Raw genomic sequence first — 26,893 nt, forward strand, 5'->3', positions numbered from 1 at the left:
GTGCCCACGCGGTACGGTTGCGCATAGTTTGCGTCCGCGCTAACGACTGGCACAAGCCTCCGCCGGCGCTGGCTCGATACCGGCGTCCACCACCGGCAACTCCAACGAGAAGGTTGAGCCCGCACCCGGCGTGCTGGTCGCACTCAGGCTGCCGCTGTGCGATGCGGCGAGCTGGCGCGAGATGTAAAGCCCCAGCCCGAGCCCCTTCGGATCGCCATTGCGCGCGCCGCGCTCGTAGGGCTCGAAGATGCGCTCCATGTCCTCCGGCGCGATGCCGCGTCCGTGGTCGCGCACGTCGATCCGCACCTTGCCGGTATCGATGTGCACGCTGACCTCGACCGGCTGCCCGCCGCCGTAGCGCAGCGCGTTGGTCAGCAGGTTGACGATCACCTGCTCGATACGGAACTCGTCCCACCAGCCGGTCACCGGCGGGTGCGGCACCAGGGTAAGCAGGCAGCCGCCGGCCTGGGCCTGCAGCGCCAGGTCGCTGACCACCCGTTCGAGCAGGCTCATAAGCTCGACCCGGCCGGGCCGGATCGACAGCTTGCCGCTCTTCATGCGCGAGACGTCGAGCATGTCGTCGATCAGCCGGATCATCGCCGTGATCTGGCGCTCGTCGCGCTTGATCATGGCGCCGATCTGGGCGGGATCGGCAGTGGGCAGGATGCCGCGCTTTAGCTGCAGGGCGCGCATCTGCGTCTCCAGGTACAGCGTGTTGAGCGGCGTGCGCAGCTCGTGCGCCACCAGCGACATGAACTCGTCGCGCATGCGCAGCGACCGCTGCAGCTCCTGCTGGGTCTCGTTCAGCTCGCGCAGCAGCACTTCCTGTTGGTGCCGGGCGCGCTCAACCGCCTCCATCTGGCGCAGCGTCTCGCGCCGCTGCTGGTCGAGCGCGACGAACACGTTGACCTTGCTGCGCACCGCGTCCGGATCGAGCGGCTTGTACAAAAAGTCGACGGCGCCGGTCTCGTAGCCCTTGAACGCGTAGTTCAGTTCCTTGCCGGCGGCGGACACGAACACGATGGGTATGTGGCGGGTGCGCGAGGCCCCCCGCATCAGCTCGGCCAGTTCGAAGCCGTCCATGCCCGGCATCTGCACGTCCAGGATCGCGAGCGCGAATTCGTGCTCGAGCATCAGCGCCAGCGCCTCCTCGCCGGATCGGGCCTGGAACACGATACGTTCGTCGTTACGGAGCAGCGCGTCGAGCGCGCGCAGGTTCTCCGGCAGGTCGTCGACGATCAGCAGTTTGCTAGGATCTGGCGGGTTCATGGTTTCTCCAACAAAGGCAACAGCGCGGCGATGCGCGCCAGCGGCAGCACCAGGTCGGGCGTGTGACGCAGGATCGCCTGCGCCGGCATGACGGGCGACTGCGCCTCGCGCGGGTCCTGCACGACGGTGAGCCCCCCGCACGCCCTCACCTGGGCCATGCCATCGGCGCCGTCGTGGTTGGCGCCGGACAACAGCACCGCCGCCAGTTGCGCTCCGTAGGCGTCGGCGGCCGACTCCAGCAAGACGTCGATCGACGGGCGCGCGTACTGGACGGGCGGTTCGCAGCTGAGCGAAAAGCTGCGGTCCTGCTCGATCGAAAGGTGGTAGCCGGCGCCGGCGAAGTAAATCGTGCCGGGCTCGATCGGTTCCTTGTCCCGCGCCTCGCGCACCGGCAGCGCCAGGCGTTCGTTAAACAACTGCGCCAGCAGGCTGTCGCGCCCGTCCGGCACATGCAGGATGCACACGGCCGGCAGCCCAAAGCCCGCAGGTAGCGCCGGCAGCAAGGTGAGCAGCGCATCGAAGCCGCCGGCCGAGCCGCCGATAACGATCAGCTCGAAGCGCCGGCCGGCCAGCACGCGCGAGATATCCGGTTCAAGGCTCATCTGGTCACCTTGCGAAACAAGCGCTCGCGCTTGGCCAGCGTTTCGAAACGGTCGGCGTACGAGGAAAAGTCGACGCTCTCCTTGCTGCCCAGTCCCAGGAAACCGCGATGGCACAGCGAATCGTAAAACAGGCCAAGCACGCGGTCTTGCAGGCTGCGGTTAAAGTAGATCATCACGTTGCGGCAACTGACGAAATGGGTCTCGGAGAACACGCTGTCGGTCGCCAGGCTGTGGTCGGCGAAGGTCACGTTCTCGATCAGCGCACGGTCGAACAGCGCGCCGCCGTAGGCAGCGGTGTAGTAGTCCGAGAAGGCACGCGTGCCGCCGGATTTCTGGTAGTTCTCGGTGTACAGGCGCATCCGGTCCAGCGGAAACACGCCGCGCCGCGCGCTTTCCAGCGACTGCGGGTTGATGTCGGTCGCATAGACGATGCTGCGCTCGAGCAGCCCCTCCTCCTTGAGCAGGATCGCCATCGACCAGGCTTCCTCGCCGGTGCTGCAGCCGGCTACCCAGATCTTCAGCGAAGGATACGTCTTCAAGAACGGCACCACCTGGCTGCGCACCGCCGCGTAATACTCTGGATCGCGGAACATCTCGGTCACGGGAATCGTCAGGTACTGCAGCAGGCGCGCGAATGCGCCCGGGTCGTGCATCACCTTTTCCTGCAGCGCCGACACGGTCGCGCACTGCATCTCGCGCAGCGCAGCCAGCACGCGGCGCTTCTGTGACGAGCCCGTGTAGTTGCGGAAGTCGTAGTTGTACTTGAGGTACACCGCTTCCACGAGCATGCGCAGCTCGATGTCGATGTCCGCAGGACTGTGCTTCACAGCCGCTCCAGGTTGGGCATCCATACCCGCAGCAGCGAGTACAGCCTGGTCAGGTCGATCGGTTTGGCCAGGTAGTCGTTGGCGCCGGCGGCCAGGCACTGCTCCTGGTCGTCCTTCATCGCCTTGGCGGTGATGGCGATGATCGGCAGGCGCTCGAAGCGCGGGTCCTTGCGGATCCGGCGCGTCGCCTCCAGCCCGTCCATCATCGGCATCATCACGTCCATCAGCACCAGGTCGATGCCGGGCACCTCGTCGAGCTTGGCGAGCGCCTCGAAACCGTTGCGTCCCACTTCCACCTGCGCGCCGCGCTGTTCGAGCGCGCTGGTCAGCGCAAACACGTTGCGTACGTCGTCATCCACCAGCAGGACGGTTCGGCCCTCGAACACGCGGTCGCGTCCGCGCACGGTCTTGAGCATGTTCTGGCGCTCGGACGAGAGCTGCGACTCGACCTTGTGCAGGAACAGCGTGACCTCGTCGAGCAGGCGCTCCGGCGAGCGGGCGCCTTTGATGATGATCGAGCGCGAGTACTTTAGCAGCTCCGCTTCCTCGTCGCGCGTCAGGTTGCGGCCGGTGTACACGATCACCGGCGGGAACGAGCACAGCTCCTCGGCCGACATCTTCTCCAGCAGCTCGTTGCCCTGCATGTCGGGCAGCTTGAGGTCGATGATTATGCAGTCGAAGATTTCGCTGCGCAAGAGCGCCAGCGCTTCCTCGCCGCTGCCGACCGCCGCGATGTCGACGTCGTCGTCGGCGATCAGCTTCACCACGCTTTCGCGCTGGCGCTCGTCGTCCTCCACCAGCAGCACACGCTTGATCTGCTGCGTCGATTTTTCCTGCAGCTTGCGGAACACCTGCATCAACTGTTCGCGCGTGGTGGGCTTGAGCGCGTAACCGATCGCTCCCAGGTGCAGCGCCTCGCCGCCGTTATCCGCGGCGGACACCACATGCACCGGAATGTGGCGCGTGGCCGGGTTGTCTTTCAGGAGCTGCAGCACGGACAGGCCGGATCGGTCGGGCAGGCGCATGTCGAGCAGGATCGCATCCGGCGCCATCGACGCGGCCAGTTCCAGGCCCTCGGCGGCGGTCAGCGCCACCAGGCACCGGTAATCCAGGTCGTGCGCGAGGTCGTACAGGATGCGCGCGAAGCCGGTGTCGTCCTCGATCACCAGCACCGCGCGCTGGCCCGGCTTGAACCCGTCGCGGTCGTCCGCGAACGCGGGCGCTGGCGCAGGGTCGGCCACAGCCAGCTCCGGTTGCGGCGCCGGCGCAGTTTGCGGTGCCAGTGCCGGTTCCGGCGACAGCGCCGGACGGGGCGGCGCCGCGCTCACTGCCCCGCTACCGGGCAGGCTCAGAGTGAACGTACTGCCCTGGCCCGGGATGCTGTGCACGGTCAGCGTGCCGCCCAACAGCGTGGCCAGGTCGCGCGAGATCGACAGGCCCAGCCCGGTGCCGCCGAAGCGCCGGCTGGTGGTACCGTCGGCCTGGTGGAAGGCGTCGAAAATGCGATCCTGCTGATCCGGCGCGATGCCGATGCCCGAGTCCCGCACCGCGAACTGGATCCAGCCCTCGGGCGTGACGCCGACCGCCAGCGTGACGCTGCCCTGTTCGGTGAACTTGAAGGCGTTCGACAGCAGGTTCTTGAGCACCTGCTCCAGGCGTTGACGGTCGGTGCGCAGCAGGTCCGGCACGCCGGGCGCCACCGTCACCTCGAACGCGAGATCCTTCTGGCGCGCCATCGGCTCAAAGGTTTGTGACAGCGAGTCGAGCACGCGCTGCACCGGCAGCTCTTCCAGCGCCAGCTCCAGCTTGCCCGCCTCCACCTTCGAGATGTCGAGGATATCGTTGATCAGCTGGAGCAGGTCGTTGCCGGCCGAGTAGATGGTCTGGGCGTACTGCACCTGTTCCTCGTTCATGTTGCCGGCCGCGTTATCGGCCAGCAGCTTGGCCAGGATCAGCGAGCTGTTAAGCGGCGTGCGAAGCTCGTGCGACATATTGGCCAGGAATTCGGACTTGTAGCGGCTCGCGCGTTCCAGCTCGAGCGCGCGATCGCGCAACTGCTCCTGCGCTTCCAGCAACGCGGTGTTCTTCAGGTCCAGGTTCAAAGCCTGCTCGGCCAGCTGGTCGTTGGTCTGTTCCAGTTCGGCCTGCTGGTTCTCCAGCGCGCTCTGCGACTGCTCCAGCGCGCGCGACTGCTCCGCCAGCTCCTCGTTGGCGGTGCGCAGCTCCTCCTGCTGCACCTGCAGCTCCTCGTTGAGCGCCTGCGCTTCCTCCAGCGTCGTCTGCAAGCGCTGGCGGTAAACCACGGCGGCGACCGCCGCGCCCACCGTGGAGCTGACCAGGTTCATGAATTCGGTCTCGCGCTCGCCCACCGGGTGCAGGAAGCCGATCTCGATCACGCCCTTGATCTTGCCATGGTTGACGATCGGTGCAATCAGCAGCTCGCGCGGCGCCGCCTCGCCCAGGGCTGATCCGACCTTGATGTACCCGTCCGGCAGCTCGCGCAGCACGATAATCCGGCTGTCGTTGGCGGCCTGCTCGGCCAGTGATTCGCCCGGCTGCACCGTCTTGGCGTGCAGCGCCGTTTCGTGCGCAAAGCCGTAGGCCCCGATCCGGGTGAGCACACCATCGTCGCTGCGGAAATACATCGCCGCGACCACGCCGTCCAGGTAGCGCGTCACTTGCGCCAGCACCTGCTGCGCCAGCGGTTCCAGCGAATGGATGCCCGCCATGCGCTCGGAAAGCAGGTTCTGTCCGGTGCGCAGCCAGGCCTGGTGGCGCAGGTCGGCATTATGCTGGCTCTCGTGCTCGAGCGTCTCGGCGTACAGGGTTGACAGGCGCATCGTCTCGCGCCGGCCGGACATGGCCAGCAGGCCGCCGATGCCAAGGCTCAGCAGCAGGAACGATGCGACCGACCAGGTGGTGACGCTGTGCGCCTGGGCGCTGCGCTCGGCGAGCAAGCCATTTTCCAGGGCGCGAAAGTCGGAGAACTGGCGCCGCATCTCGTCGGCCTGGATCTTGCCGCGGCCGCCCCTGATTTGTTCGACGACGTTCACATCGTTCTGGCGGCGGCGCGCGATCATCTCGGCGGCGAACTGCTGCCACTGCTTTAGCGCGATGTCGATCCGGCGCACGCGGTCCACCTGCACCTCGCTGCCATCGACCAGCTTGAGAAGCGACTGCAGTTCGGCCTCGACGCGCGGCTCGGCCAGCAGGTAAGGTTCGAGAAAACTCTCGTCACCCGAGATCACGTAGCCGCGCATGCCGCTTTCCATCTCGGCCGACAGCCTGCTCACCTCGTTTGCCGAGGCGATCACCCGCTGCGTGCGCTCGACCCAGGTCAACACGTTGATCAGGTAAGCGACGATCGCCACGAACACGACCGCGGAGAGGACGCTCATCGCCAGCGGCAGCGTGACGTTGCGGCTCAGGATACGGCGGAATTCGGAATTGTCGGTAGGTGTGCCGGTCATGCGCACTTTCCTCAAAAAAAATATCCTAAGTGTAATGCGAGTGGGAAATTGGGAGCGCACGGGAGCGTGTGCGTGATGCATGGCTGCCCATACATACGCGTAGGGTGCGCACCCGTGCGCACGCGGTACGTGTGCATGCACGAGCCAACAGCACGCGAACGTACAGCGTGCGCACAGGTGCGCACCCGACGCCTCCGTCAAACCGTGACGATTAAGACGCCTGCCGCGCGTAGCTCACGGTGAGCATCTCCCACTGGTGCCCGTCCGGCTCGTTCCAGTAAATGCCCTTGCCGCCACGCTCGGTGTCGACCTGCATGTCCACCGGCCCGCGCACCTTGCTACGGTAGGGGATCCCGGCGGCCTTGATGCGTTCCAGGATCGCGTCAAACTCGTCGGCATCGACGCGAAAACAGAAATGCTCGACCGGGAACGCGTCGTCGGTCTGGATAAAGTCGAGCGTCAGGCCGTCGTTGAGGTAGACGGCCGAAAAGATACCGAAGACCGTTTCTGACCACGGCACCCGAAGCAGGTGCGCCAGCAACCTGGCCGATGCGACGCGGTCATGCGACGAAACAATGAAGTGATCGAGTTGAATACTCATCCTGCAAGCCCTCCAGTCTAGCGTTAGACCACCAGCGTCAGCTCCTTCATCGGCAACCTTGAAAATAGATGGTGATGATGCTTTTGGAGTAAGTGCTTATCGAATTCCAGTTCAACCAAAGAGGTTAGCGCAAAAGCGAGGATGCCGGTATCGAATTATGCAACCAGCATGGAATCCATCCAAAAATGCAAATTGCGAAAAAAAACTTTTTAAAATGTGACAATTCGAGAGATTACACAAACGCGCGCTCTGTATATTGGGTTCGCGGCTCGTTGATTTATGAAAATTGTTGCAAGCGAAGATGCCACCCTGGCCGCGCCTCGTTTTAACAATGGCCGCTCGATGTCACCCGGGGTTTATCCAACTACTTTCAAGGTGAATATGAAAACAACATTAACAACAATCGCCAGATCATTCAAAAAACATGTCTTTTTGCTGATCCCGTTGATGTTGGCAGGTGCGCCGGCCTTTGCGCAAATCGCGCCAGCCGCTCAGGATGTGCTGCAGCGGGTGCATGCCGAAAAAGAGAGCCGGTTTAAGGTCGCCCGCGATCACCTCTTCGCGAACCGGGCTGCCCTAGGCCTTGACGAATTTGCCGACTTTGAGGAAATCAATTCTCATGTAGACAAATTTGGTCAAACGCACACGCGCTTCCAGCAACTCTATCGCGGCGTGAAGGTCTGGGGCGGCACCATTATCACCCACCTCGACCCACAGTTGGCATTCCGCCGCCATACCAACGTTCTTAAACGTGATATCGATCTGGACGTAAGGCCGCGCTTTTCCAAAGAGCAAGCTATCGAAATTGCCTTGACCGCTGCCGCTGTTCAAGGCCCCCGTCCGATCGCACCACAAAGCGAACTGGTGATTTATCCAATTACCGAAAAAGTGATCCTGGACCGCTTCACGGGCAGTAAGGAAATCAACGCCGAGATGGTCGAAACCCGCGTCGTCCGGTACGCGCTGGCTCACCACGTCCAACTCAAGATCCGCAACAAGTACGACGGCGCGCGGTCGGTCGACGTGATGGTGGACGCCCTATCCGGTGACGTCCTGACGCAATGGAACAGCCTCCAAACCACGGCCGCCATCGCGACCGGCAATTCGTTGTACAGCGGCACCGTCTACGTGTGGACTAACAGCGTACCGACCGGCTATGAGATGCGCGACCTGACGCGCGGCACCGGGGGCAAATTCAACAACAACGTAGTGCTCGATTATGGCGGCGAAACTCACGCCATCAGTCAAATCTTCCAAAACGCGACCAACACGTGGGGCGATGGCCAGAATTACATCGAAGGAGTCACTACCTCACCGGCAACGAGACAGACGGCCGCTGTCGACATTGCGTACGGCTTCGCCGCTACCTGGGACATGCTAAAAATGGTCATGAATCGCAACGGCCTCGACGGTCTTGGCACCTCGACCTATGCCGTTGCCCACGATCCATTGTTGGCACTCCCGGATTCGATGGGCGTGAATGCGTATTGGGAAGACGATTGCTACTGCATGCGCTTTGGCGACGGCAACGACACCTATGGCTACAAGAATTTGACCACGCTCGACATCACGGCGCATGAATTGACACATGGATTAACGTCAAAATCCGCCAAGCTCATTTACTGGGGCGAACCCGGCGGACTGAACGAAGCCACTTCGGATATCTTTGCCACGATGACAGAGTTCCACAAGCGTGGCAACGGTAACTACTCGATCCCCAATACCGGGGGTAACTGGACCATCGGCGAAGGCGTGAGAAGTAGTCCACTCCGTTACATGTACAAGCCGAGCCTGGATGGACGCAGTGCAGACGCCTGGTCGCTGCACCTGGGCGACTTGGACCCGCACTACTCGAGTGGTCCAATGAACCGGGCCTTCTATTTTCTCAGCCAGGGTGCGACCACCTCCGGCAACACGTCGACCCTATACCTTCCCAGCGGGATGACCGGCATCGGCAATGATGCCGCGGCTATCATCTGGTACCGGGCTCTGACCACGTACATGAGCCCGGCCAGCGACTACGTCGCCGCGCGCCAGGCCGCAATCTCCGCTGCCATCGATTTGTGGGGGTCCGGTTCGCGCGAAGAGAAAGCGGTCTGGAACGCATTCCATGGCATTAACGTGGGGAATGCCTGGAGCGCAGCAAGTTGCGGAAAGCTTGACAGCGGCCGCGAACTGGCAGGCGGCGATAAGATCTACTCCTGCAACGGGCAGTCCTACCTGAACATGCAGACAGACGGCAATCTGGTTCTGTACCGGGCGAGCGACAATTACCCCTTGTGGCATAGCGGAACCTATAACCATCCCGGCAGCTTTGCGATAATGCAGTCGGATGGTAACCTGGTCATCTACGAAAAAGGTGTGGGTAGCAACTCTTTATGGGATTCAGGCACCTACAGTTCGCCCGGCGCTTTCCTGGCTGTTCAGGATGACTTGAACATGGTGATCAATAGCCCGAACGGAATTCCAGTCTGGTATGTAACCGCACCACCAAACGCCGCGACGATTCACACCGCATCGGGGACCAACAATTCGTTCGCCACCGCCGACGCAATCGATGCGACCAAGACTGGCATCAAGGGTGCGGTCATGGTATTGAATCGTAATTACTTCCGTCTGACCGTACCTGCCGGTAAGACCTTGTCGCTCGATTTTCTCGGAACCTGGATGCCCACCAAGTGGGTTCTGAACTTTTATGACGCTAATCAGTCCCAAATCGGGCCGGACATGATCAGCGACGGGGCGAATACTCGAATTACCGGAAGCTACCAGAACACAACCGGCTCCAGCCAGACTATCTACCTCTTGATTAATACGTGGTCTCCGCAATATGTGAATAGACCGTACACCATCGCTCTCAAGTATCTCTAAGCGCTGCAAAAAGGCCACCTGTCCACAGCAAGATCGGCTGCGGTCAGGTTGGCCTTTTATGCGGCCCGCATTCAAGGAATCAGTCGTACATGTCGCAATGCGGCGAACAGGTCGAAGAAAGAATCGTCGGTCGCCTGGTAGCCGCAAAAGCCGAGCTTGCGGCTGCGCGCCATGTTGGCCGACACTTCGATGGGCCGGCCCAGGTCCAGGTCGGTGTGCCAGGGCGAGGCCAGGCGGTCGAGGTCCGGTTCGACCAACTGGTGCCGCTGCGCAATGTCGCGCCACAACTCGCGGTCGTTGGCGAGGATCTGCTCGAGCGGCATGATGGTGCCGGCAAAGCCGGCCGCCTTCACGCCGAACCAGTCGGCGATCTCGCGCCACAGCCAGCGCCAGCGGAACACGTCGCCGTTGACGATATTAAATGCCTCATTGCGCGCGGCATCGGTGTCGGCCGCCCAGACCAGTTGTTTGGCCAGGATGCGCGCATCGGTCACGTCAGACAGGCCTTCCCACTGCGCTTGCGAACCCGGAAACTGGAACGGGCGCCCGGTTTCCTTGCAAATCGACGCATAGACGGCCAACGTCGCCCCCAGATTCATCGCGTTGCCGACCGCCATGCCGATGATCGTATGCGGACGGTGGATGGTCCAGGTAAAGCGGTCGCGCTCGGCGGCGCGGAACACCTCGTCCTCCTGCGCATAATAAAAATTCTCGATCGGCAGCCTCGGCTGCGATTCGCGCAGTGGTGTTTCGGGCAGCATGCCGCCGCTGGCATAGGATTCGAACGGGCCCAGGTAATGCTTCAGGCCAGTGACCAGGGCCACATGGCGCACCGACTGCTTCGGCGCGAGCGCGTCGAGCAGGTTGCGCACCATGGCCGAGTTGACGCGAATGTTCTCGGCCTCGGTATCGCAGCGCATCCAGGTGGTAATGAATACGTGGGTCGGGGTGACATCGACCAAGGCCTCGGCCAGGTCTTGCGGATCGAGCAGGTCGGCCTGCACCGGGCGCAATCCGCCGATGTCGATCTGCGGGTGGCGCGCAAGACCGTAGACAGTCCAGTCGTTATTCAACAGTTCCTGCGCGACGTGCCGGCCGCCAATGCCGGTGGCGCCGACTACCAGTGCGGTTCTTCGCATGATGTGCCTCCGCTCGTGGTCTGCTCGAAGCAGTCACGCTATCACATCACGAAAAGCGGCGGCGGCCTGCAGCGGGCTCAGTGGACTGCCGCGTGCTACACCGGCTCAGTATGGGCCCCCGCCGTCGCGGGAGCGACGTGCTGCTACATCGCGTCAGAGAAACCGATCAAGAATTTTCCTGCTGTGCCTGTCGATCCGGTACATATCCCGCACCAGGAAATGAATGCCATGGCTGTCCGCCACCAACAGCGACGCCTCGCCCACGCGCCGGATGTCCTCGTCCACCTTGAGCACGAACTCGGTCTCGCCGCGGTCGGTTTGCACGTACCAGGTGCAGGGCGTGGCAATGCTCGACACCTTCTCGATGCGCAAGATCTCGGGAATGAACTCGCGCCCTTCCAGTTCTTCCACAATCAGCGCGCGGATCGCGGCCGGCGCTTCGGCCAGATCGTCGATCCAGGCGACTTCCTTGCCGCCTTCGCGCACCAGCGAAATACCCTTGTCCGGCGCCTGGATCGGGAACGAGCGCACCGGCGCCACGCCGACGAATTGCTCGCCCTCGGCATTTGTGAGCACCAGCTTGCCGAAGCTGTCGCGGCGCAGTTGGAATGATGTAGTTGCCATGTCTTATTGTTCCTTGCTGCCGTCGTCCGGGTCCTGGTCCACGTTGCGCGCCTGCGCTTCGTAGAGCCGGTGATAGGCGCCTTCGCGCGCCATCAGTTCGTCGTGCGTGCCCTCTTCCACCACCACGCCGCGGTCGAGCACGACCAGCCGGTCGGCGCGGTGCAGTGTCGACAGGCGGTGCGCGATCGCGATCGTGGTGCGGCCCTGCACCAGGTTGTCCAGTGCCTTCTGGATTTCCTTTTCGGTTTCCGAGTCGACCGACGAGGTCGCTTCGTCCAGGATCAGGATCGGCGGGTCGATCAGGAGCGCACGGGCGATCGAGATGCGCTGGCGCTCGCCGCCCGACAGTCCCTGGCCGCGCTCGCCGACCATCGAGTCGTAGCCCTGCGGCAGGCGCAGGATGAACTCGTGCGCGTGCGCGGCGCGTGCCGCGGCGATGATTTCCTCGCGCGTGGCGTTCGGCTTGCCGTAGGCGATGTTCTCGGCAATGGTGCCGAAGAACAGGAAAGGTTCCTGCAACACCAGACCGATGTTCCTGCGATAGTCGGCCACGGCGAAGGTGCGGATATCCTTGCCATCGAGCAGGATCGCACCTTCGGCCACGTCGTAGAAGCGGCAAATCAGGTTGACCAGCGTGCTCTTGCCCGAGCCGCTGTGGCCGACCAGGCCAACCATTTCGCCAGCCTTGATTTGCAGCGAGATGCCGCGGTTGACCGCGCGGTTGCCGTAACGGAAGCCCACTTCGCGCAGTTCGATGTTGCCTTGCACCTTGGGGAGCTTGGCCGGTGCCACCGGGTCCGGCACGCTCGACACGTGGTCGAGGATGTCGAAGATGCGCTTGGCCGCCGAGGCCGACTTTTGCGTGACCGACACGATGCGGCTCATCGAGTCGAGCCGCACGTAAAACCGGCCGCTGTAGGCGATGAAGGCCGACAGCGTGCCGACCGTGATTTCGCCTTGCGCCACCTGCCAGATGCCGAAGCACCAGATCACCAGCAGGCCCAGCTCGGTCAGCAGCGACACGGTGGGCGAGAACAGCGACCACACCTTGTTCAGCCTGTCGTTGACGGCCAGGTTGTGCTTGTTGGCTTCGTGAAAACGCATCGCCTCGCGCTTTTCCTGGGCGAAGGCCTTGACCACGCGGATGCCGGGAATCGTGTCGGCCAGCACGTTGGTCACCTCGCCCCAGACGCGGTCGATCTTCTCGAAACCGGTGCGCAGGCGGTCGCGCACGAGGTGGATCATCCAGGCGATGAACGGCAGCGGCACCAGGGTCATCAGCGCCAGCTTGGCGTTAATCGAGAGCAGGATCACGCCGGTCATGATGATCATGAGCACGTCGGACAAAAAGTCGAGCAGGTGCAGCGACAGGAACACGCAGATGCGATCCGATCCGCTGCCGATGCGCGCCATCAGGTCGCCGGTACGCTTACCACCAAAAAATTCCAACGACAGCCGCAGCAGGTGCTCGTAGGTCGCGGTCCGCATGTCGGCGCCCATCCGCTCGGAAATCAGCGCCAATATATATGTCTTGGCCCAGCCCAGCGCCCAGGCCAGCAGCGCCGATGCGAACAGCCCGCCCATGTAAAGGAAGACCAGCGAGTTGTCGATGGTCTTGCCGTTCTGATACGGAATCAGGACGTTGTCCATCAGCGGCATGGTCAGGTACGGCGGGATCATGTGAGCGGCGGTCGACGCCAGCATCAGCAAGAAGCCGACCAGCAACTGCCACTGGTATGGCCTGGCGAAGCGCCACAGGCGGAGCAAGGTCCAGGTCGACGGAGGGGTGTGCAGCACCTTGGTGCAGATCGGGCACTCTTCCTGGTCCGCTTCGAGCGGTGCCTTGCAGCTCGGGCAGGTTTGTTGATCGGGGGGCAGGACCGGCTGGCCCGTGATATGACTTTGAACCTGGTCGCGGAACTGGTCGGCCACGCGGATGGCCTGCAGGTTTTGGCCGAGGGTGAAGCGCCAGGCCGCCAGCAGGCCTTCGCTATCGATCAGTTCGAGGTGGCCGACCCCCGCGTGGTCATGGTGGCGCAGTTGCAGGCCGGCTCGGTACGGCCACTCGCGCCACTCGCTTTGGCCCGGCGCGCACGCCAGCAAACGCAGGTTGGTGACCACCACCAACCCCTTCGTGAAACGTAATTTAGCGTCGAGGTCAACCTCAACGCTACTTAAAACGTTTTCCCCCGGCGCAAGCTTATTTTCCACCGCCGCGAGCCAGTTGTCTGGTAAGAAACTATTAACCAGCGCCGGCGACGATGGGTGAATAAGTTGTTGAGTTGTCATTGTGTGTTGCCGCCCGTTGCAGGCTTTCTGTTTCGAGTTCTGTATTAATTCGGGAAGTGCGCCTCAGGTTGACTCACCGCGTCGGAATTGTTGAAAAAGACGCTGCCAGCGGAAGAGCGCTTTGGGAAGCCCAGTTACATCTGGAAATCATTCGGCGGTTCGGACCGCCGAGGCGAGACTGGCACAAATTGGTGCGGCGCGGTAAGCTTCGCGCCGGCAAGTATACATGATGTGCGCTGCATAACACCCGGGTTCGGATACTGTAGCGGACAAGGCAGTAACATAGGTAACGCCACAAGGTGAGCGCAAGATACGCCGTGGCACAGACATTTTTTACATGATAAAAAAGCAAGACATCACCGTTCTCCGTGTGACCCACCTGCGTGGCCCAAACATCTGGACCTACCGCCCTGTCATCGAAGCCTGGCTCGACATCGGCGAGCTGGAAGACTACCCCTCCAACACCCTTCCCGGCCTGTATGAACGGCTGACCGCCTGGCTGCCGGGGCTGATCGAACACCGCTGCGGCGTGGGCGAGCGCGGCGGCTTCCTCGAGCGCCTGCGCGATGGCACCTGGGCCGGCCATATCCTCGAGCACGTGGTGCTCGAGCTGCAGAACCTGGCCGGCATGAAGACCGGTTTCGGCAAGACCCGCTCCACCCCGGAACGTGGCATCTACAAGATGGCGTTTCGCACGCGCGAGGAAAACGCCGGCCGCGCCGCGCTGGAAGCCGGGCGCGCGCTGCTGCTGGCGGCGATCAACGATACCCCCTTCGACGTCAAGGCGGCCGTGACTGCCCTGACCGACGTGGTCGACCGCCGCTGCCTGGGCCCGTCGACCGGCCACATCGTCGATGCCGCCACCGAACGCCGCATCCCGTCGATCCGCCTCACCGAGGGCAACCTGGTGCAGTTCGGCCATGGCGCCGCGCAGCGCCGCATCTGGACCGCCGAGACCGACCGCACCAGCGCGATCGGCGAAGGCATCGCCAGCGACAAGGACCTGACCAAGTCGCTGCTCAAGTCGTGCGGCGTGCCGGTGCCCGAGGGCAGCGTGGTGCGCAGCGCGGCGCAGGCATGGGAAGAAGCGCAGGACATCGGCCTGCCGGTCGCGATCAAACCGTGCGACGGCAACCACGGCCGGGGCGTGTCGCTCAATCTCATGACCGAGCTTGACGTCGCCGAAGCCTACCGCATCGCGTCCGAGGAAGGCGACAGCGATACTGTGCTGGTCGAGCGCTTCGTCCCGGGCAACGAACATCGCCTGCTGGTCGTGGGCCGGCAAGTGGTGGCAGCCGCACGCGGCGAATCGCTGTGGGTGACGGGCGACGGCGAATCGACCGTGATCGAACTGTGCGACAGCCAGATCAACACCGACCCGCGCCGCGGGCCGACCGAAGAATTCCCGCTCAACCCGGTAAAGGTGCAAGACGACGAGATCGTACTCGACCTGAAGCGTCAGGGCTTGAGCCCGGAGTCGGTACCCCAGCGTGGCCAAAAAGTGCTGATTCAGCTGAACGGCAACGTGGCCGACGACGTGACCGACATCGTCCACCCGGACGTCGCCTATCAGGCCGCGCTGGCCGCACGCGTGGTGGGCCTGGATATCGCCGGCATCGACCTGGTGTGCGAGGACATCACCCGCCCGTTGGCCGAACAGCGCGGTGCGATCATCGAGGTCAACTCCAGCCCTGGCCTGCTGGCGCACATCAAGCCGGCCACCGGCACCCCGCGCAACGTGGGCAAGGCGATCGTCGAGCACCTGTTCGCGCCGGATGAAACCGGCCGCATCCCGGTGGTCGGCGTCACCGGCACGCTCGGCACCAGCCTGATCGCGCGCCTGGTCGGCTGCCTGGTGCACCTGACCGGCAAGCACGTGGGCGTGGTCAACGGCGAGGGCCTGTACCTCGACCAGCGCCAGGTCAAGGCCGGCGACTGCATGAACTTCGAAGCCGGCCAGCGCCTGCTGATGAACCGCACGGTGCAGACCGCGGTGTTCGAATCGAACGCGAAGATGATCCTGACCGAGGGGCTGGCCTACGACCGCTGCACGGTCGGGGTGGTCACCGACATGCGCGGCATCGAGGAGGTCGCCGAGTACTACATCACGAGCGAAGACGCGATGGCCAACGTGATCCGTGGCCAGGTCGACGTGATCCTGCCGGAAGGCGCGGCGGTGCTGAACGCGGCCGACCCGGCGGTGGTCGAGCTGGCCGACCTGTGCGACGGCAGCGTGATCTTCTATGCCTGCGACGAGCACAACGAGGTGGTGGCAAGCCACCGCGCGGACGGCGGACGCGTGGCCTTCCTGCGCGAGGAGCAGTTGGTGCTGGCCGAAGGCGCGGCGGAGACCCCGCTGCTGGCGCTCGACAAAATCAAGCCGGCCACGCGCAAGCACCCGGAGAGCCTGCTGGCAGCGGTGGCCGCCGCATGGGCGCTGGAGGTGCCTGCCGACCTGATCTGCGCGGGGCTGCGCAACTTCGATGCCAGCCCCAAGAAAACCACACATTGAAATTCCCTGGCCCGGCTCAAGAAGCCGGGCCATTTGTATGCGCGCTCAAGATTGCGCGCCACAAAAAGAACAGCTTAAGGATTGACCGTTTATGGAAGTATCACGCGTGCGGGCCCTGCGCGGCCCCAACCTCTGGAGTCACCACACGTCGGTGGAAGCGATCGTCTCGTGCTCGCCCGACGAGGAATCCATTGGCGACCTGCCCGGCTTCGAAGCGCGCCTGCGCACACGCTTTGCGCAACTCGATCCGCTGCAGCCGATGGGCCATGATGGCCTTGTACCGATGGCGCAGGTGCTGGAACTGGCCGCGCTCGGCCTGCAGGCCCAGGCCGGCTGCCCGGTGACCTTCAGCCGCACCACCGCCACCATTGAACGCGGCATCTACCAGGTGGTGGTCGAGTACACCGAGGAAGAAGTCGGCCGGCTGGCGCTGGAACTGGCGCAGCAGCTGTGCCAGGCCGCGCTGGACGACACCCCGTTCGACCAGGAAGCGGCCATCACCAGGCTGCGCGCACTGGACGAGGATGTCCGCCTGGGCCCTTCCACCGGCTCCATCGTGCAGGCCGCGGTGGCGCGCGGCATCCCGTACCGGCGCCTGACCGAGGGCAGCCTGGTCATGTTCGGCTGGGGCAGCCGCCAGCGCCGCATCCAGGCCGCCGAGATGGACTCCACCGGCGCCATCGCCGAATCGATCGCACAGGACAAGGAACTGACCAAGAAGCTGCTGGACGCAGCCGGCGTGCCGGTGCCCCTGGGACGCACCGTCAACGATCCGGATGACGCCTGGGCCGCCGCGCTCGAAATCGGCCTGCCGGTCGTGATCAAGCCCAAGGACGGCAACCAGGGCAAGGGCGTGACCGTCAACGTGACCACCCGCGAACAGCTCACCGCCGGCTACCATGCCGCGTCGGAATTCCGCGACGAGATCATGGTCGAGCGCTACCTGCCGGGCCACGACTACCGCCTGCTAGTCGTCGGCAACAAGCTGGTGGCAGCCGCGCGCCGCGATCCGCCGTACGTGGTCGGCGACGGTGTGACCGCGGTGCGCGAACTGGTGGCGCGTGTGAACATGGACCCGCGCCGCGGCAGCGGCCACGCCACCTCGCTCACCAAGATCCGCTTCGACGACATCGCGCTCGCCAGCCTGGCCAAGCAAGGCTACACCGCCGATTCGGTGCCGCCGAAAGGCCAGCGCGTCACCCTGCGCAACAACGCCAACCTGTCGACCGGCGGCTCGGCCACCGACGTGACCGACGACGTGCACCCGGAAGTGGCGGCGCGCGCGATCGCGGCGGCCAACATGGTGGGGCTGGATATCTGCGGCGTCGACCTGGTGTGCGACAGCGTGCTCAAGCCGATCGAGGAACAGGGCGGCGGCATCGTCGAGGTCAACGCCGCGCCCGGCCTGCGCATGCACCTGTCGCCGTCGTTCGGCAAGCCGCGCAACGTTGGCGAGGCGATTGTCTCGTCCATGTTCACCGACGGCGACGACGGCCGCATTCCGGTGGTGGCGGTGACCGGCACCAACGGCAAGACCACCACCGTGCGCCTGATCGCGCACCTCTTGACCGCATCGGGCCTGCGCACCGGCATGACCAACACCGACGGCGTCTACATCCAGGGCCGCCGCATCGACAGCGGCGACTGCAGCGGCCCGAAGAGCGCGCGCAACGTGCTGCTACACCCGGACGTTGACGCGGCCGTGTTCGAAACCGCGCGCGGCGGCTTGCTGCGCGAGGGCCTGGCCTTCGACCGCTGCCAGGTGGCGGTGGTGACCAACATCGGCGCCGGCGACCACCTGGGCCTGAACTACATCACTACGCTGGAAGACCTGGCGGTATTGAAGCGCGTGATCGTGCAGAACGTCGCCCCGACCGGCATGGCGGTGCTCAACGCGGCCGACCCGATGGTGGCGGCAATGGCCGAGAATACGGCGGGCCAGGTGACCTTCTTCGCCCAGGATGGCTGCAACGAAGTGCTGGCTATGCACCGCGCGCAGGGCAAGCGCGTGGTGTTCGTCGAAGACGGCCAGCTGGTCGCAAGCCAGGGCAAGCAGGAGCACCGCGTAGCGCTGTCGGAGGTGCCGATCACCCGCGATGGCGCCATCGGCTTCCAGGTCGAGAACGTGATGGCCGCGGTGGGCGCGGCGTGGGCGGTGGGCATCTCGTGGGATGCGATCCGCGCCGGCCTGGCGTCGTTCCGCGGCGAGAGCGACAACGCGCCGGGACGCTTTAACGTGTTCGACTACAAGGGCGCGACCGTGATCGCCGACTACGGCCACAACCCGGACGCGATTTCCGCACTGGTCAAGGCGGTGGAATCGATACCGGCCAATCGCCGTTCAGTGGTGATCAGCGGCGCCGGCGACCGGCGCGACCAGGACATCACCCAACAGACCGAAATCCTGGGCACGGCGTTCGACGACGTGCTGCTCTACCAGGACGCCTGCCAGCGCGGGCGCGCCGACGGCGAGGTGATCGGGCTCCTGCGCCGGGGCCTGCAGGACGCGCCCCGCACCAGCCATATCGACGAGATCAATGGCGAGTTCGTGGCGATCGACAAGGCGCTCGCACGCCTGCAGCCAGGCGACCTGGCGCTGATCCTGATCGACCAAGTCGACGAGGCGCTGGCGCACATCGCCCAGCGCGTGGCAGAGGCATAGAAACCCATCAAGATGCGGCGCTTGCCCCGGGCGCCGCACGCTGCTAAGCTCATTTGCAGCTGATGGAGGCGTCTATGAACCATCTTGAACATGGCTTCGCTTCGCTTGCAAATGGGGAGACCAAGCTCCCCGGATACGATCAGGATTTCGACCTGTGGCTGCGCGCTCAGGCTACATTGCTGCGCGAACGGAAGTTTGATCTGCTTGACTTCGACAATCTTGCGGAAGAGGTGGAAGGCATGGCAAGAGCTGAACACCGCGAGTTACGCAACCGCCTGGAAGTCGTGCTCATCCATCTGTTGAAACTGAGGTTTCAACCCGGCCACCCGTCCAATAATTGGCTCGGCACGCTTGGCGAGCAGCGCAGCCGACTTGGCCTACTGATCGAAGACAGTCCCAGCATGGCGCGCCATATCGCCGGATATGCCGAGCACGCATACCGGAACGCAGTCAAGAAAGCGGCGCAGGAAACGGGACTCCCTTCCTCCACCTTCCCCGCCACCAACCCATTCACGGAAGCGCAACTGCTCGATCCGGATCACATTCCGTGACATGAAGGCAACCCAGGCCGGCATTGGCACGGCGGCCAACGTTCCCTTCCCCCTGCCCGGTCGCACCGACGACCTGGCGCTCTGGCTGCGCACCCAGGCAATGCTGCTGCGCGCACGCCGATTCGAATTGCTGGACGTGGACAATCTGGCGCAGGAGGTCGAGCGTCTGGCGAAAAGCGAGCATCTGGAACTGGGCGAACGGCTACGTAGCGTGTGCGTGGAACTACTCAAGTGCAAATACCACCCGGGGCCGCCGCATCAAGCCTGGCTCGATAATCTGGATGCGCAGCGCGAACGCATCGCCGAACTGATCGCCCAAAGCCCTTGCCTGGCGAATTATGTGTCGGAATATGTGGACAAAAGTTACCGCAGCGCGGTGCCGCTGGCGGCATGGGAAGCCAGACTGCCGTTCGCAACCTTTCCCAAGTCCAATCCGTTTTCGACGGCCGAATTGATTGATCCGGATTTTGTTCCGGCGCAGCCAGGTTCAGGCTAGGCATACGATTGCACAGAGTGCGGATCCGCAAGCGTTCAGGGCAAGATTACTTCTCGCAGCAAATCGGATTTGATTACCTCTCGCTTAGTCCATGACCCTTGTCTGGCGACCTCTCGAAGCTCCATGTGCCGATAGAACTGCACTTTAACGCGCTTTTGCAGTCCCATCCTGGCAATCTCCGCCTTCAACTGCCGGAGTATGCGGTCCTGGACTTGGGGGTCCAATACGCCGAACACTTCAATGTGAAATGCAGTGAAGCCGGCGCCCCAGTACACGCTTTGGTCTTCAGCAGCTGCAAGCGGTGCAATTGCCTTCACCAGATTTTTCGCCTGGTTACCCTCGATTGCGTCTGGCACAAATCGTCCTGAAGAAACCGCGAGCAGAAATGCCAAGACAGCAATGAAGACAATCGCAAAGAGGATTTTTTTCAAGCTTCGCACGTATGAGACGTCGTTAGTCTTAGTTTTTTCTCTGAGCTGCGTCGGCAGTATATGGAAAATTAGCTGTGAAAAATAGCAAAATATCACATCGATAAGGGGCAACTTGTGCGCACCGTGCGCACAGAACGCGCACTCCAGACTTTTTGTTTGACCTGCAACGCCCCTTCGGTTGACGGTAAACAAGTTTTAGCAAGTGCAACTCCGTGAAAATTGCCTGATACCAACCACGGAGGAAATATGGCCATCGATGCATACCTGAAGCTCGGGGAAATCAAGGGCGAATCGGCCGATGACACGCACAAGGGCTGGATCGAGTGCGAATCGGTCAACTGGGACATCAAGCAACCGAAGAGCACGACGACGTCGACCAGCGGCGGCCACACTGCTGGCCGTGCCGAACTCTCGGATGTCACCTTCCACAAACTTGCTGATCTGGCTTCACCAATCCTGGCCCAGCACTGCGCGATGGGCAAGACGATCCCGAAGGCCAAGTTCGAGTTCTACCGTGCGGATGGCGACGGCAAGCGGGTCAAGTATTACGAGGTAGAGCTCGAGAATGTGCTGGTGTCACACGTTGCCCAGGGCGTGGCCGGCGGTGGGATGACGGACAACATCGGGCTGAAGTTCTCGAAAGTGAAGTGGACCTACACCCAACAGCGCATCACGGGCGGCGCCGGTGGCAGTACGGTTGGCGGGTGGGATCTTGCGTCCAATCGAGTGGTGTGATGAAGCACATCAGCTACTTTGCTGCGGTAGCGCTCACTGGAGCCGTATCTGCGCAGCCGGCCAGTCAGGCGCCGTGGATGACTGGCGAGCAATTGCTGCGACTAATTACCTACGCATCGCTACCTGGCGCTCGCTCACCTGAGCAAGACATGGATTCCGAGCGCGCGCGCTTGTATATCGATGGCGTGCATGACCTGTCGGAAGGGAAATCATGGTGCTACAGCGCGCGCTACCGGCCAGGGCGGGAGGCGCTACAGAGCGATGTGGCGTACTGGCTGCGCCAGATGCCGCCCACTCAGCTAAAGCGAAACGCCTCTGAGTTGATTGTCGAAATCTGGCGCAAGAGGTGGCCGTGCGCCGACCGTGGGAGAGAAAAATGAAGCCCTTATTTGCGGTGCTGAAGGCTAACCACCTTGGGCGCGACGTTATGTCGTCGCAAGTACATGAGGCGATTGGGCATCTAGAACTTGCTATCGATGTTGAGTGGCAGAACACGTGCGCGATCCGGATGAGCCTCGCACTGATCGCGGCTGGGATGTATATCAGGACTGCCCGACCGCGATTGTGGATCAAGACCGGGAAGTTCAAAGGTCGCCAGCTCGAGCCAAGCCAGCGCGTGCTGTCCGACTTTCTGGTGCATGAGATCGGCAAGCCCGAGAAATACCGAAGCGGCGCCGATGTGCACAACACCATCGCATGGCGACGCGGGATCATATCCTTCTTCCAGATACACGGACCGACGAGCCATCAGGGGCACATCAACCTGGTCTCAGTGGAAGACTGGCCACAATTGCAATGCAATAGCTCCTGCTACTGGGACTCAGTCGAGGTGTGGTTCTGGGAGCTGCATTGAAACGACCAGCACGAGTTTCTGGCCGCTGAACTAGCCGGCCAGAGCTAGCTGGCATCAGCCGCCGGACAGAAAATGGCCTGACACCAATCACGGAGGAAATATGGCGATCGATGCATACCTCAAGGTGGGATCTTTCAGCCAGTCGGGTGGTGTGATGCGCGCGGTGATCATATTGCTCGGCGCTATGCTCGCGTTGCCAACTGCTGCGCAGCATGCCAGCGTCGCGCCGTGGATGACCGGGGCCCGCCTGGTCAAGCTACTGGGAAATGTCGACCCGGCGACCGTCAACTGGACGCCCGACCATCCGATCCGCAGCCGAGCGGCGGCGGCCGAATACTTCGACATGACGAACGGCGAATTCGTCCACGGGTACATCCAGGCCGTGCACGACGCGACCGAGGGCAAGGACTGGTGCTGGAGCGACAAATACCACCCCAAGCCGCACGAACTGGAGGCGGACGCGCGCAGCAGCCTGCAGCGCATGTCCGACGCGCAGCTCAAGCGCAATGCGGCCGACCTGATCGTTGAGGTCTGGCGCGCCAAGTGGCCCTGCTCGACGGGCCAGCGGAGGACCGGATGAAAATCCCGTTCGCACTGCTCAGGAAGCACTTCCTGGACACGGACAGCGTTGGGCGCGATGAACTGTTCCACTTTATCGGCCGCCCGGAGCTGGTCCCGGATCCCAACTTCTACAACACCTGCGCGATCCGGCTCAGCCTGGCCCTGCTCGGCGCAGGCTTGCCCAATCCCGGCGTGTGGCCGATCAAGGGAGGGAAGTACAAGGGCCGCGCGATCGAGACCATGCAGCGAAAGCTCAGCCACTGGCTGGTGCTCCAGTTGGGCCAGCCAGAAAAGTTCACGAGCGGCGAGGACGCGGAGGCCAAGATCGGATCGCGGCACGGGATTGTCTCGTTCTTCAGTATCTATGGTGACAACAATCCACAAGGGCACATCGCCATCGTGTCGGTGGACCGGTGGGGCCGGTACCTGCGCTGCGGGAACGAAATCGACGGCACTGCGACCGGCTGCTACTGGTCGTCGCGCGAGGTGTGGTTCTGGGAGCTTCATTAAATCGAGTGCCAGGGACACCAGCCCGACCAGCCCGTTCTCGCGCAGAAAGGCTTGGCACGCGCAGCGGTGCGAACCCACGACAACAGGAATCACAATCCTCGCCTCTACCAACTGGGCTACCGTCACCACTGGTCATGCTTGTGCCTGGTTGCTCAGCGATTCGCGGCTGTGCCCGATCGCGGTAAAATGGCGGCCCTGGCCGCGCACGGCCCGGCCTTATCGAACGCACAAGAAATGACCACCGTCCCGAACGAAATCAACGCCGCCGCGGCAAAGAACAGCGCCACCGAAAAGCATACGCCCATGATGGTGCAATATCTCAGCATTAAGGCAGAGTATCCGACCATGTTGGTGTTCTACCGCATGGGCGACTTCTACGAGCTGTTCTTCGAGGACGCGGAAAAGGCGGCGCGCATCCTGGGCATTACGCTGACGGCGCGCGGCAGCTCGAACGGCGAACCGATCAAGATGGCTGGCGTGCCATTCCACTCGCTTGACCCCTACCTCGCCAAACTGGTCAAGATGGGCGAGTCGTGCGCGATCGCCGAGCAGATCGGCGACCCGGCCACCAGCAAGGGACCCGTCGAGCGCAAGGTAGTGCGGGTGGTCACCCCCGGCACCCTGACCGATGCCGACCTGCTCCCCGAAAAAGCCGAACGCCCGCTGCTGGCCGTGTGCACGCTCACCCAGCGCAAGGTGGTCACCTGCGGCCTGGCCTGGCTGTCGCTGGCCAGCGGCGCGCTCAGGCTCACCGAGTTCTCGGGCGAGGCGCGTTCCGTGGCCGCGCGCCTGGCGCAGGAGCTGGAACGGATCGCGCCGGCCGAGGTCCTGCGCGCCGATTGCGACCATGACCTGTTCGAGGATTACGCCACCAGCCACACCCAGCACGTGCCGGAGTGGCACTTTGACGTGATCAAGGGCCACAAGTCGCTGCTCGACCAGCTCGGCGTGGCCACCCTGTCGGGCTTTGGCGCGGACGGCCTGGGCGCCGCGTTCGGCGCAGCCGGCGCGCTCTTGCGCTACGCGCAGTCGACCCAGGGTCGCGGCCTGCAGCACGTGAAGAGCGTGGCCGTGGAAAGCGAAAATGAATTCATCGGGCTTGACCCGGCCACCCGCCGTAACCTCGAACTGACCGAGACCATCCGCGGGCTCGAATCGCCGACGCTGTTCTCGCTGCTCGACCACTGCCGCACCGCGATGGGCTCGCGCCTGCTGCGCCACTGGCTGCACCATCCGCGCCGCGACCAGGCGGTGGCGCGCGCGCGCCACGAGGCGATCGCCGCGCTGGCCGAGTTCGACGCCACCGGCCAGTTGTCGGCAACGCTGGCCCAGGTGCCGGACATCGAGCGCATCACGACCCGCATCGCGCTGCTGTCGGCGCGTCCGCGCGACCTGGCCAGCCTGCGCGACGGTCTCAAGCAGCTGCCCAGCCTAACCCGGCAGGTCGCGCGCTGCTTCGTTCCCGGCGATACCTGCCTGCTGCGCGAGATTCACGACGACCTGGCCACGCCCGACGCCTGCCTGGACCTGCTGGTGCGCGCGGTGGCCGAAGAACCGGCCGCGATGGTGCGCGACGGTGGGGTGTTCGCACGCGGCTTCGACGCCGAGCTCGACGAACTGCGCGCGCTGTCGGAGAACGCCGGCCAGTTCCTGGTCGACCTGGAAGCCCGCGAGCGGGCGCGCACCGGCATCGCCAACCTGCGCGTGGAGTTCAACAAGGTGCACGGCTTTTATATCGAGGTCACCAACGGCCAGGCCGACAAGGTGCCCGATGACTATCGCCGCCGCCAGACGCTGAAGAACTGCGAGCGCTACATCACGCCCGAACTGAAGGCGTTCGAGGACAAGGCGCTGTCGGCGCAGGACAAGGCGCTGGCGCGAGAAAAGCTACTGTACGATCAGCTGCTGGCCGACCTTGCGCCGCACATCGCCTGCCTGCAGACAATCGCGCGAGGCCTGGCCCAGATCGACACGCTGGTGGCGCTCACCACGCACGCGGTGCAGCACAACTGGTGCGCGCCGCAGCTTGTTGGCGATCCGTGCCTGGCCATCGACGAAGGCCGCCATCCCGTGGTCGAGAACCAGATCGAGCGCTTCATCGCCAATGACTGCAAGCTGTCGAACGAGCGGCGGCTGCTCCTGATCACCGGCCCCAACATGGGAGGTAAATCCACGTTCATGCGCCAGGTGGCGCTGATCACCCTGCTCGCCTACGTTGGCAGCTACGTGCCGGCCACCTCCGCCACGATCGGCCCGATCGACCGCATCTTCACCCGCATCGGCGCCTCGGACGACCTGGCCAACGGCCGCTCGACCTTCATGGTGGAGATGACCGAATCGGCCGCGATCCTGAACGGCGCCACCGAGCAGTCGCTGGTGCTGATGGACGAAGTCGGCCGCGGCACCTCGACCTTCGACGGCCTGGCGCTGGCGTGGGCGATTGCACGCCACCTGATCGATACCTCGAAGAGCTTCACGCTGTTCGCGACCCACTACTTCGAGCTGACCCAACTGCCCGAAAACCACCCGAGCGCGGTCAACGTGCACCTGTCGGCGGTCGAGCACAAGGATTCGATCGTGTTCCTGCACGCGGTGCAGGACGGTCCGGCCTCGCAAAGTTACGGGTTGCAGGTGGCGCAGCTGGCCGGCGTGCCGCCGGGGGTGATCAAGGCCGCGCGCCGCCACCTGGCGCGGCTGGAATCGCAGGCGCTGGACGCCACGCCGCAGCTCGACCTGTTCGCGGCGCCGAGCGTCGAAAGCGACGACGCGCCCGAGCCGGTTGCCGCCACCACCGAGCCGTCGGCGCTGCTCGATCTGCTGTCCTCGATCGATCCGGATGCGCTCACCCCACGCGAGGCGCTCGAGCGCCTCTACGAACTGAAGCGCCTGGCGGCGTGATGGGCCCCGCGCGCCTGCCCGCCTTCGCTGCCGCGCTTGTCCTCGCGGCCGCGCCACTGTGCGCTGGCGCCGCCGGCAAGCAGGACAACGTGTACCGCTTCGGCATCATCGGCCACAGCTTTGCCGGCGGCGGCGAGGCCCAGCTCAAACAGGCGATCCAGGACACCGGCGAGAATCAGCTCGCTTTCGTGGTGGTCACCGGTATCAAGGGTACGCAGGAGAGCTGCACGGACAAGCTGTATTTGAAGCGGCGCGACCTGATCGCCGAGGCGAAGAAGCCGATGATCGTGGCCCCGGCCGGGAGCGACTGGACCGAGTGCAAGAACTCGGCGGGCCGTTCGAACGCGATCGAGCGCCTGAACCGCCTGCGCGAACTGTTTTATGGCGAACCGGCGTCGTTAGGCAGCAAGAAGCTGCCGCTGACCCGCCAGTCGATGAGCCCGCGCTTTCGCAGCTATGCGGAAAACGCGCACTGGGAAGTGGGCAAGGTGCTGTATGCGACCCTGAACCTCCCAGCCAACAACAACCACTACCTGCAGGCGGCGGGGCGCAACAGCGAATATGAAGACCGGCTGGTGGCCAACCGTTTCTGGCTGCACCGGCTGTTTGCGATCGCCAAGCGCGACAAGGTCGACGCGCTGGTGCTGTTTTCGGAAGGCGACCTGAAGCCCTTTTCGGAACCGACCGGCCTGCGCGCGCTGCTGGGGCGCTCGGCGGCGGGACACGACGGCTTTGCCGAACCGCGCCGGCAGGTGCTGGCGCTGGCGCAGAAGTTTTCTGGGAAGGTGCTGCTGGTCGACAGCGCGGCGCTGCCCAAGGGAGCGCGGCCGGCGATCGAATGGCGTGGCAACCTCGGCCACCTGACGGTGGGCGCGAACGCGTTCGAGATCAGCGTCGATCCGGATGCGAAGGCGATGTTTACGCTTAAAGAGGCAACAGACTAAGTCGCCGCGAGCGGACCACCGTAGGGTGCGCACCTGTGCGCACGCGGT

The 26,893-nt window shown here is 63.7% G+C and carries 21 protein-coding genes; 12 read left to right on the top strand and 9 right to left on the bottom strand.

Annotated elements, in window-relative coordinates:
• Positions 1-39: 39 nt before the first annotated feature.
• The 5 genes from E4O92_RS13590 to E4O92_RS13610 all read right to left on the bottom strand — a co-directional run bounded on the left by E4O92_RS13590 (position 40) and on the right by E4O92_RS13610 (position 6,769).
• Positions 40-1,269 carry a hybrid sensor histidine kinase/response regulator gene (locus tag E4O92_RS13590; protein ID WP_135190291.1) on the bottom strand — a complete coding sequence of 410 codons (1,230 nt, stop codon included), beginning with the start codon at positions 1,267-1,269 and terminating at the stop codon, positions 40-42.
• Complete coding sequence (locus tag E4O92_RS13595) at positions 1,266-1,871, bottom strand: chemotaxis protein CheB (protein WP_135190292.1); 606 nt, start codon at positions 1,869-1,871, stop codon at positions 1,266-1,268. Before E4O92_RS13595 ends, E4O92_RS13590 begins: the two co-directional genes overlap by 4 nt.
• A complete protein-coding gene (locus E4O92_RS13600) occupies positions 1,868-2,722 on the bottom strand; it encodes a CheR family methyltransferase (protein WP_135190293.1) in 855 nt (284 codons plus the stop codon). The genes E4O92_RS13595 and E4O92_RS13600 overlap by 4 nt, the downstream gene beginning before the upstream one ends.
• A complete protein-coding gene (locus E4O92_RS13605) occupies positions 2,695-6,168 on the bottom strand; it encodes a response regulator (protein WP_135190294.1) in 3,474 nt (1,157 codons plus the stop codon). Before E4O92_RS13605 ends, E4O92_RS13600 begins: the two co-directional genes overlap by 28 nt.
• A gap of 211 nt (positions 6,169-6,379) precedes the next feature.
• Positions 6,380-6,769, bottom strand: a complete 390-nt coding sequence (locus tag E4O92_RS13610) for a VOC family protein (protein WP_135190295.1) — start codon at positions 6,767-6,769, stop codon at positions 6,380-6,382.
• Positions 6,770-7,048: 279 nt separating this feature from the next.
• Between E4O92_RS13610 and E4O92_RS13615 the strand changes: the two genes are divergently transcribed.
• Entirely contained in the window at positions 7,049-9,640 is a 2,592-nt protein-coding gene (locus tag E4O92_RS13615) for a M4 family metallopeptidase (protein WP_135190296.1), read from the top strand.
• A 71-nt stretch (positions 9,641-9,711) separates the two neighbouring features.
• On the opposite strand, the gene E4O92_RS13620 is transcribed toward E4O92_RS13615, so the two are convergent.
• The 3 genes from E4O92_RS13620 to E4O92_RS13630 form a co-directional block, all read right to left on the bottom strand.
• Positions 9,712-10,779, bottom strand: a complete 1,068-nt coding sequence (locus E4O92_RS13620) for an SDR family oxidoreductase (protein WP_135190297.1) — start codon at positions 10,777-10,779, stop codon at positions 9,712-9,714.
• 153 nt (positions 10,780-10,932) lie between these two features.
• Positions 10,933-11,403 (bottom strand): cyanophycin metabolism-associated DUF1854 family protein, encoded by a 471-nt coding sequence (locus E4O92_RS13625; protein WP_135190298.1) that lies wholly within the window; start codon positions 11,401-11,403, stop codon positions 10,933-10,935.
• A gap of 3 nt (positions 11,404-11,406) precedes the next feature.
• The gene (locus E4O92_RS13630; RefSeq protein ID WP_135190299.1) at positions 11,407-13,692 is read right to left on the bottom strand and encodes a cyanophycin metabolism-associated ABC transporter; all 2,286 of its coding nucleotides are present in this window, start codon (positions 13,690-13,692) and stop codon (positions 11,407-11,409) included.
• A 337-nt stretch (positions 13,693-14,029) separates the two neighbouring features.
• Here E4O92_RS13630 and E4O92_RS13635 point away from each other — a divergent pair, with 337 nt between their 5' ends.
• From E4O92_RS13635 to E4O92_RS13650, 4 genes are all read left to right on the top strand, one after another.
• A complete protein-coding gene (locus tag E4O92_RS13635; protein ID WP_135190300.1) occupies positions 14,030-16,204 on the top strand; it encodes a cyanophycin synthetase in 2,175 nt (724 codons plus the stop codon).
• Between the two features lie 91 nt (positions 16,205-16,295).
• The gene (cphA, locus tag E4O92_RS13640) at positions 16,296-18,866 is read left to right on the top strand and encodes a cyanophycin synthetase (RefSeq protein WP_135190301.1); all 2,571 of its coding nucleotides are present in this window, start codon (positions 16,296-16,298) and stop codon (positions 18,864-18,866) included.
• Positions 18,867-18,940: 74 nt separating this feature from the next.
• Positions 18,941-19,417 carry a DUF29 domain-containing protein gene (locus E4O92_RS13645; protein WP_167759786.1) on the top strand — a complete coding sequence of 159 codons (477 nt, stop codon included), beginning with the start codon at positions 18,941-18,943 and terminating at the stop codon, positions 19,415-19,417.
• A gap of 1 nt (position 19,418) precedes the next feature.
• Positions 19,419-19,913 (top strand): DUF29 domain-containing protein, encoded by a 495-nt coding sequence (locus E4O92_RS13650; RefSeq protein ID WP_167759787.1) that lies wholly within the window; start codon positions 19,419-19,421, stop codon positions 19,911-19,913.
• A 35-nt stretch (positions 19,914-19,948) separates the two neighbouring features.
• Here the strand turns inward: E4O92_RS13650 and E4O92_RS13655 are convergent, their stop codons facing one another.
• Entirely contained in the window at positions 19,949-20,344 is a 396-nt protein-coding gene (locus E4O92_RS13655) for a hypothetical protein (RefSeq protein WP_135190304.1), read from the bottom strand.
• Between the two features lie 246 nt (positions 20,345-20,590).
• Here E4O92_RS13655 and E4O92_RS13660 point away from each other — a divergent pair, with 246 nt between their 5' ends.
• The 7 genes from E4O92_RS13660 to E4O92_RS13690 all read left to right on the top strand — a co-directional run bounded on the left by E4O92_RS13660 (position 20,591) and on the right by E4O92_RS13690 (position 26,845).
• The gene (locus E4O92_RS13660; RefSeq protein ID WP_135190305.1) at positions 20,591-21,079 is read left to right on the top strand and encodes an Hcp family type VI secretion system effector; all 489 of its coding nucleotides are present in this window, start codon (positions 20,591-20,593) and stop codon (positions 21,077-21,079) included.
• Complete coding sequence (locus tag E4O92_RS13665; RefSeq protein WP_135190306.1) at positions 21,079-21,459, top strand: Rap1a/Tai family immunity protein; 381 nt, start codon at positions 21,079-21,081, stop codon at positions 21,457-21,459. Before E4O92_RS13660 ends, E4O92_RS13665 begins: the two co-directional genes overlap by 1 nt.
• Positions 21,456-21,932: a T6SS effector amidase Tae4 family protein gene (locus E4O92_RS13670; RefSeq protein WP_135190307.1), complete on the top strand. Its 477-nt coding sequence runs from the start codon at positions 21,456-21,458 to the stop codon at positions 21,930-21,932. Before E4O92_RS13665 ends, E4O92_RS13670 begins: the two co-directional genes overlap by 4 nt.
• Positions 21,933-22,032: 100 nt before the next feature.
• The gene (locus E4O92_RS13675; protein WP_135190308.1) at positions 22,033-22,512 is read left to right on the top strand and encodes a Rap1a/Tai family immunity protein; all 480 of its coding nucleotides are present in this window, start codon (positions 22,033-22,035) and stop codon (positions 22,510-22,512) included.
• A complete protein-coding gene (locus E4O92_RS13680; protein WP_135190309.1) occupies positions 22,509-23,003 on the top strand; it encodes a T6SS effector amidase Tae4 family protein in 495 nt (164 codons plus the stop codon). The genes E4O92_RS13675 and E4O92_RS13680 overlap by 4 nt, the downstream gene beginning before the upstream one ends.
• Positions 23,004-23,237: 234 nt before the next feature.
• Positions 23,238-25,901: a DNA mismatch repair protein MutS gene (gene mutS, locus E4O92_RS13685; RefSeq protein WP_135190310.1), complete on the top strand. Its 2,664-nt coding sequence runs from the start codon at positions 23,238-23,240 to the stop codon at positions 25,899-25,901.
• Entirely contained in the window at positions 25,901-26,845 is a 945-nt protein-coding gene (locus E4O92_RS13690; protein WP_135190311.1) for a hypothetical protein, read from the top strand. The genes mutS and E4O92_RS13690 overlap by 1 nt, the downstream gene beginning before the upstream one ends.
• Positions 26,846-26,893 lie beyond the last annotated feature (48 nt).

The organism is Massilia horti (assembly GCF_004614195.1).
Classification (GTDB): domain Bacteria; phylum Pseudomonadota; class Gammaproteobacteria; order Burkholderiales; family Burkholderiaceae_D; genus Telluria; species Telluria horti.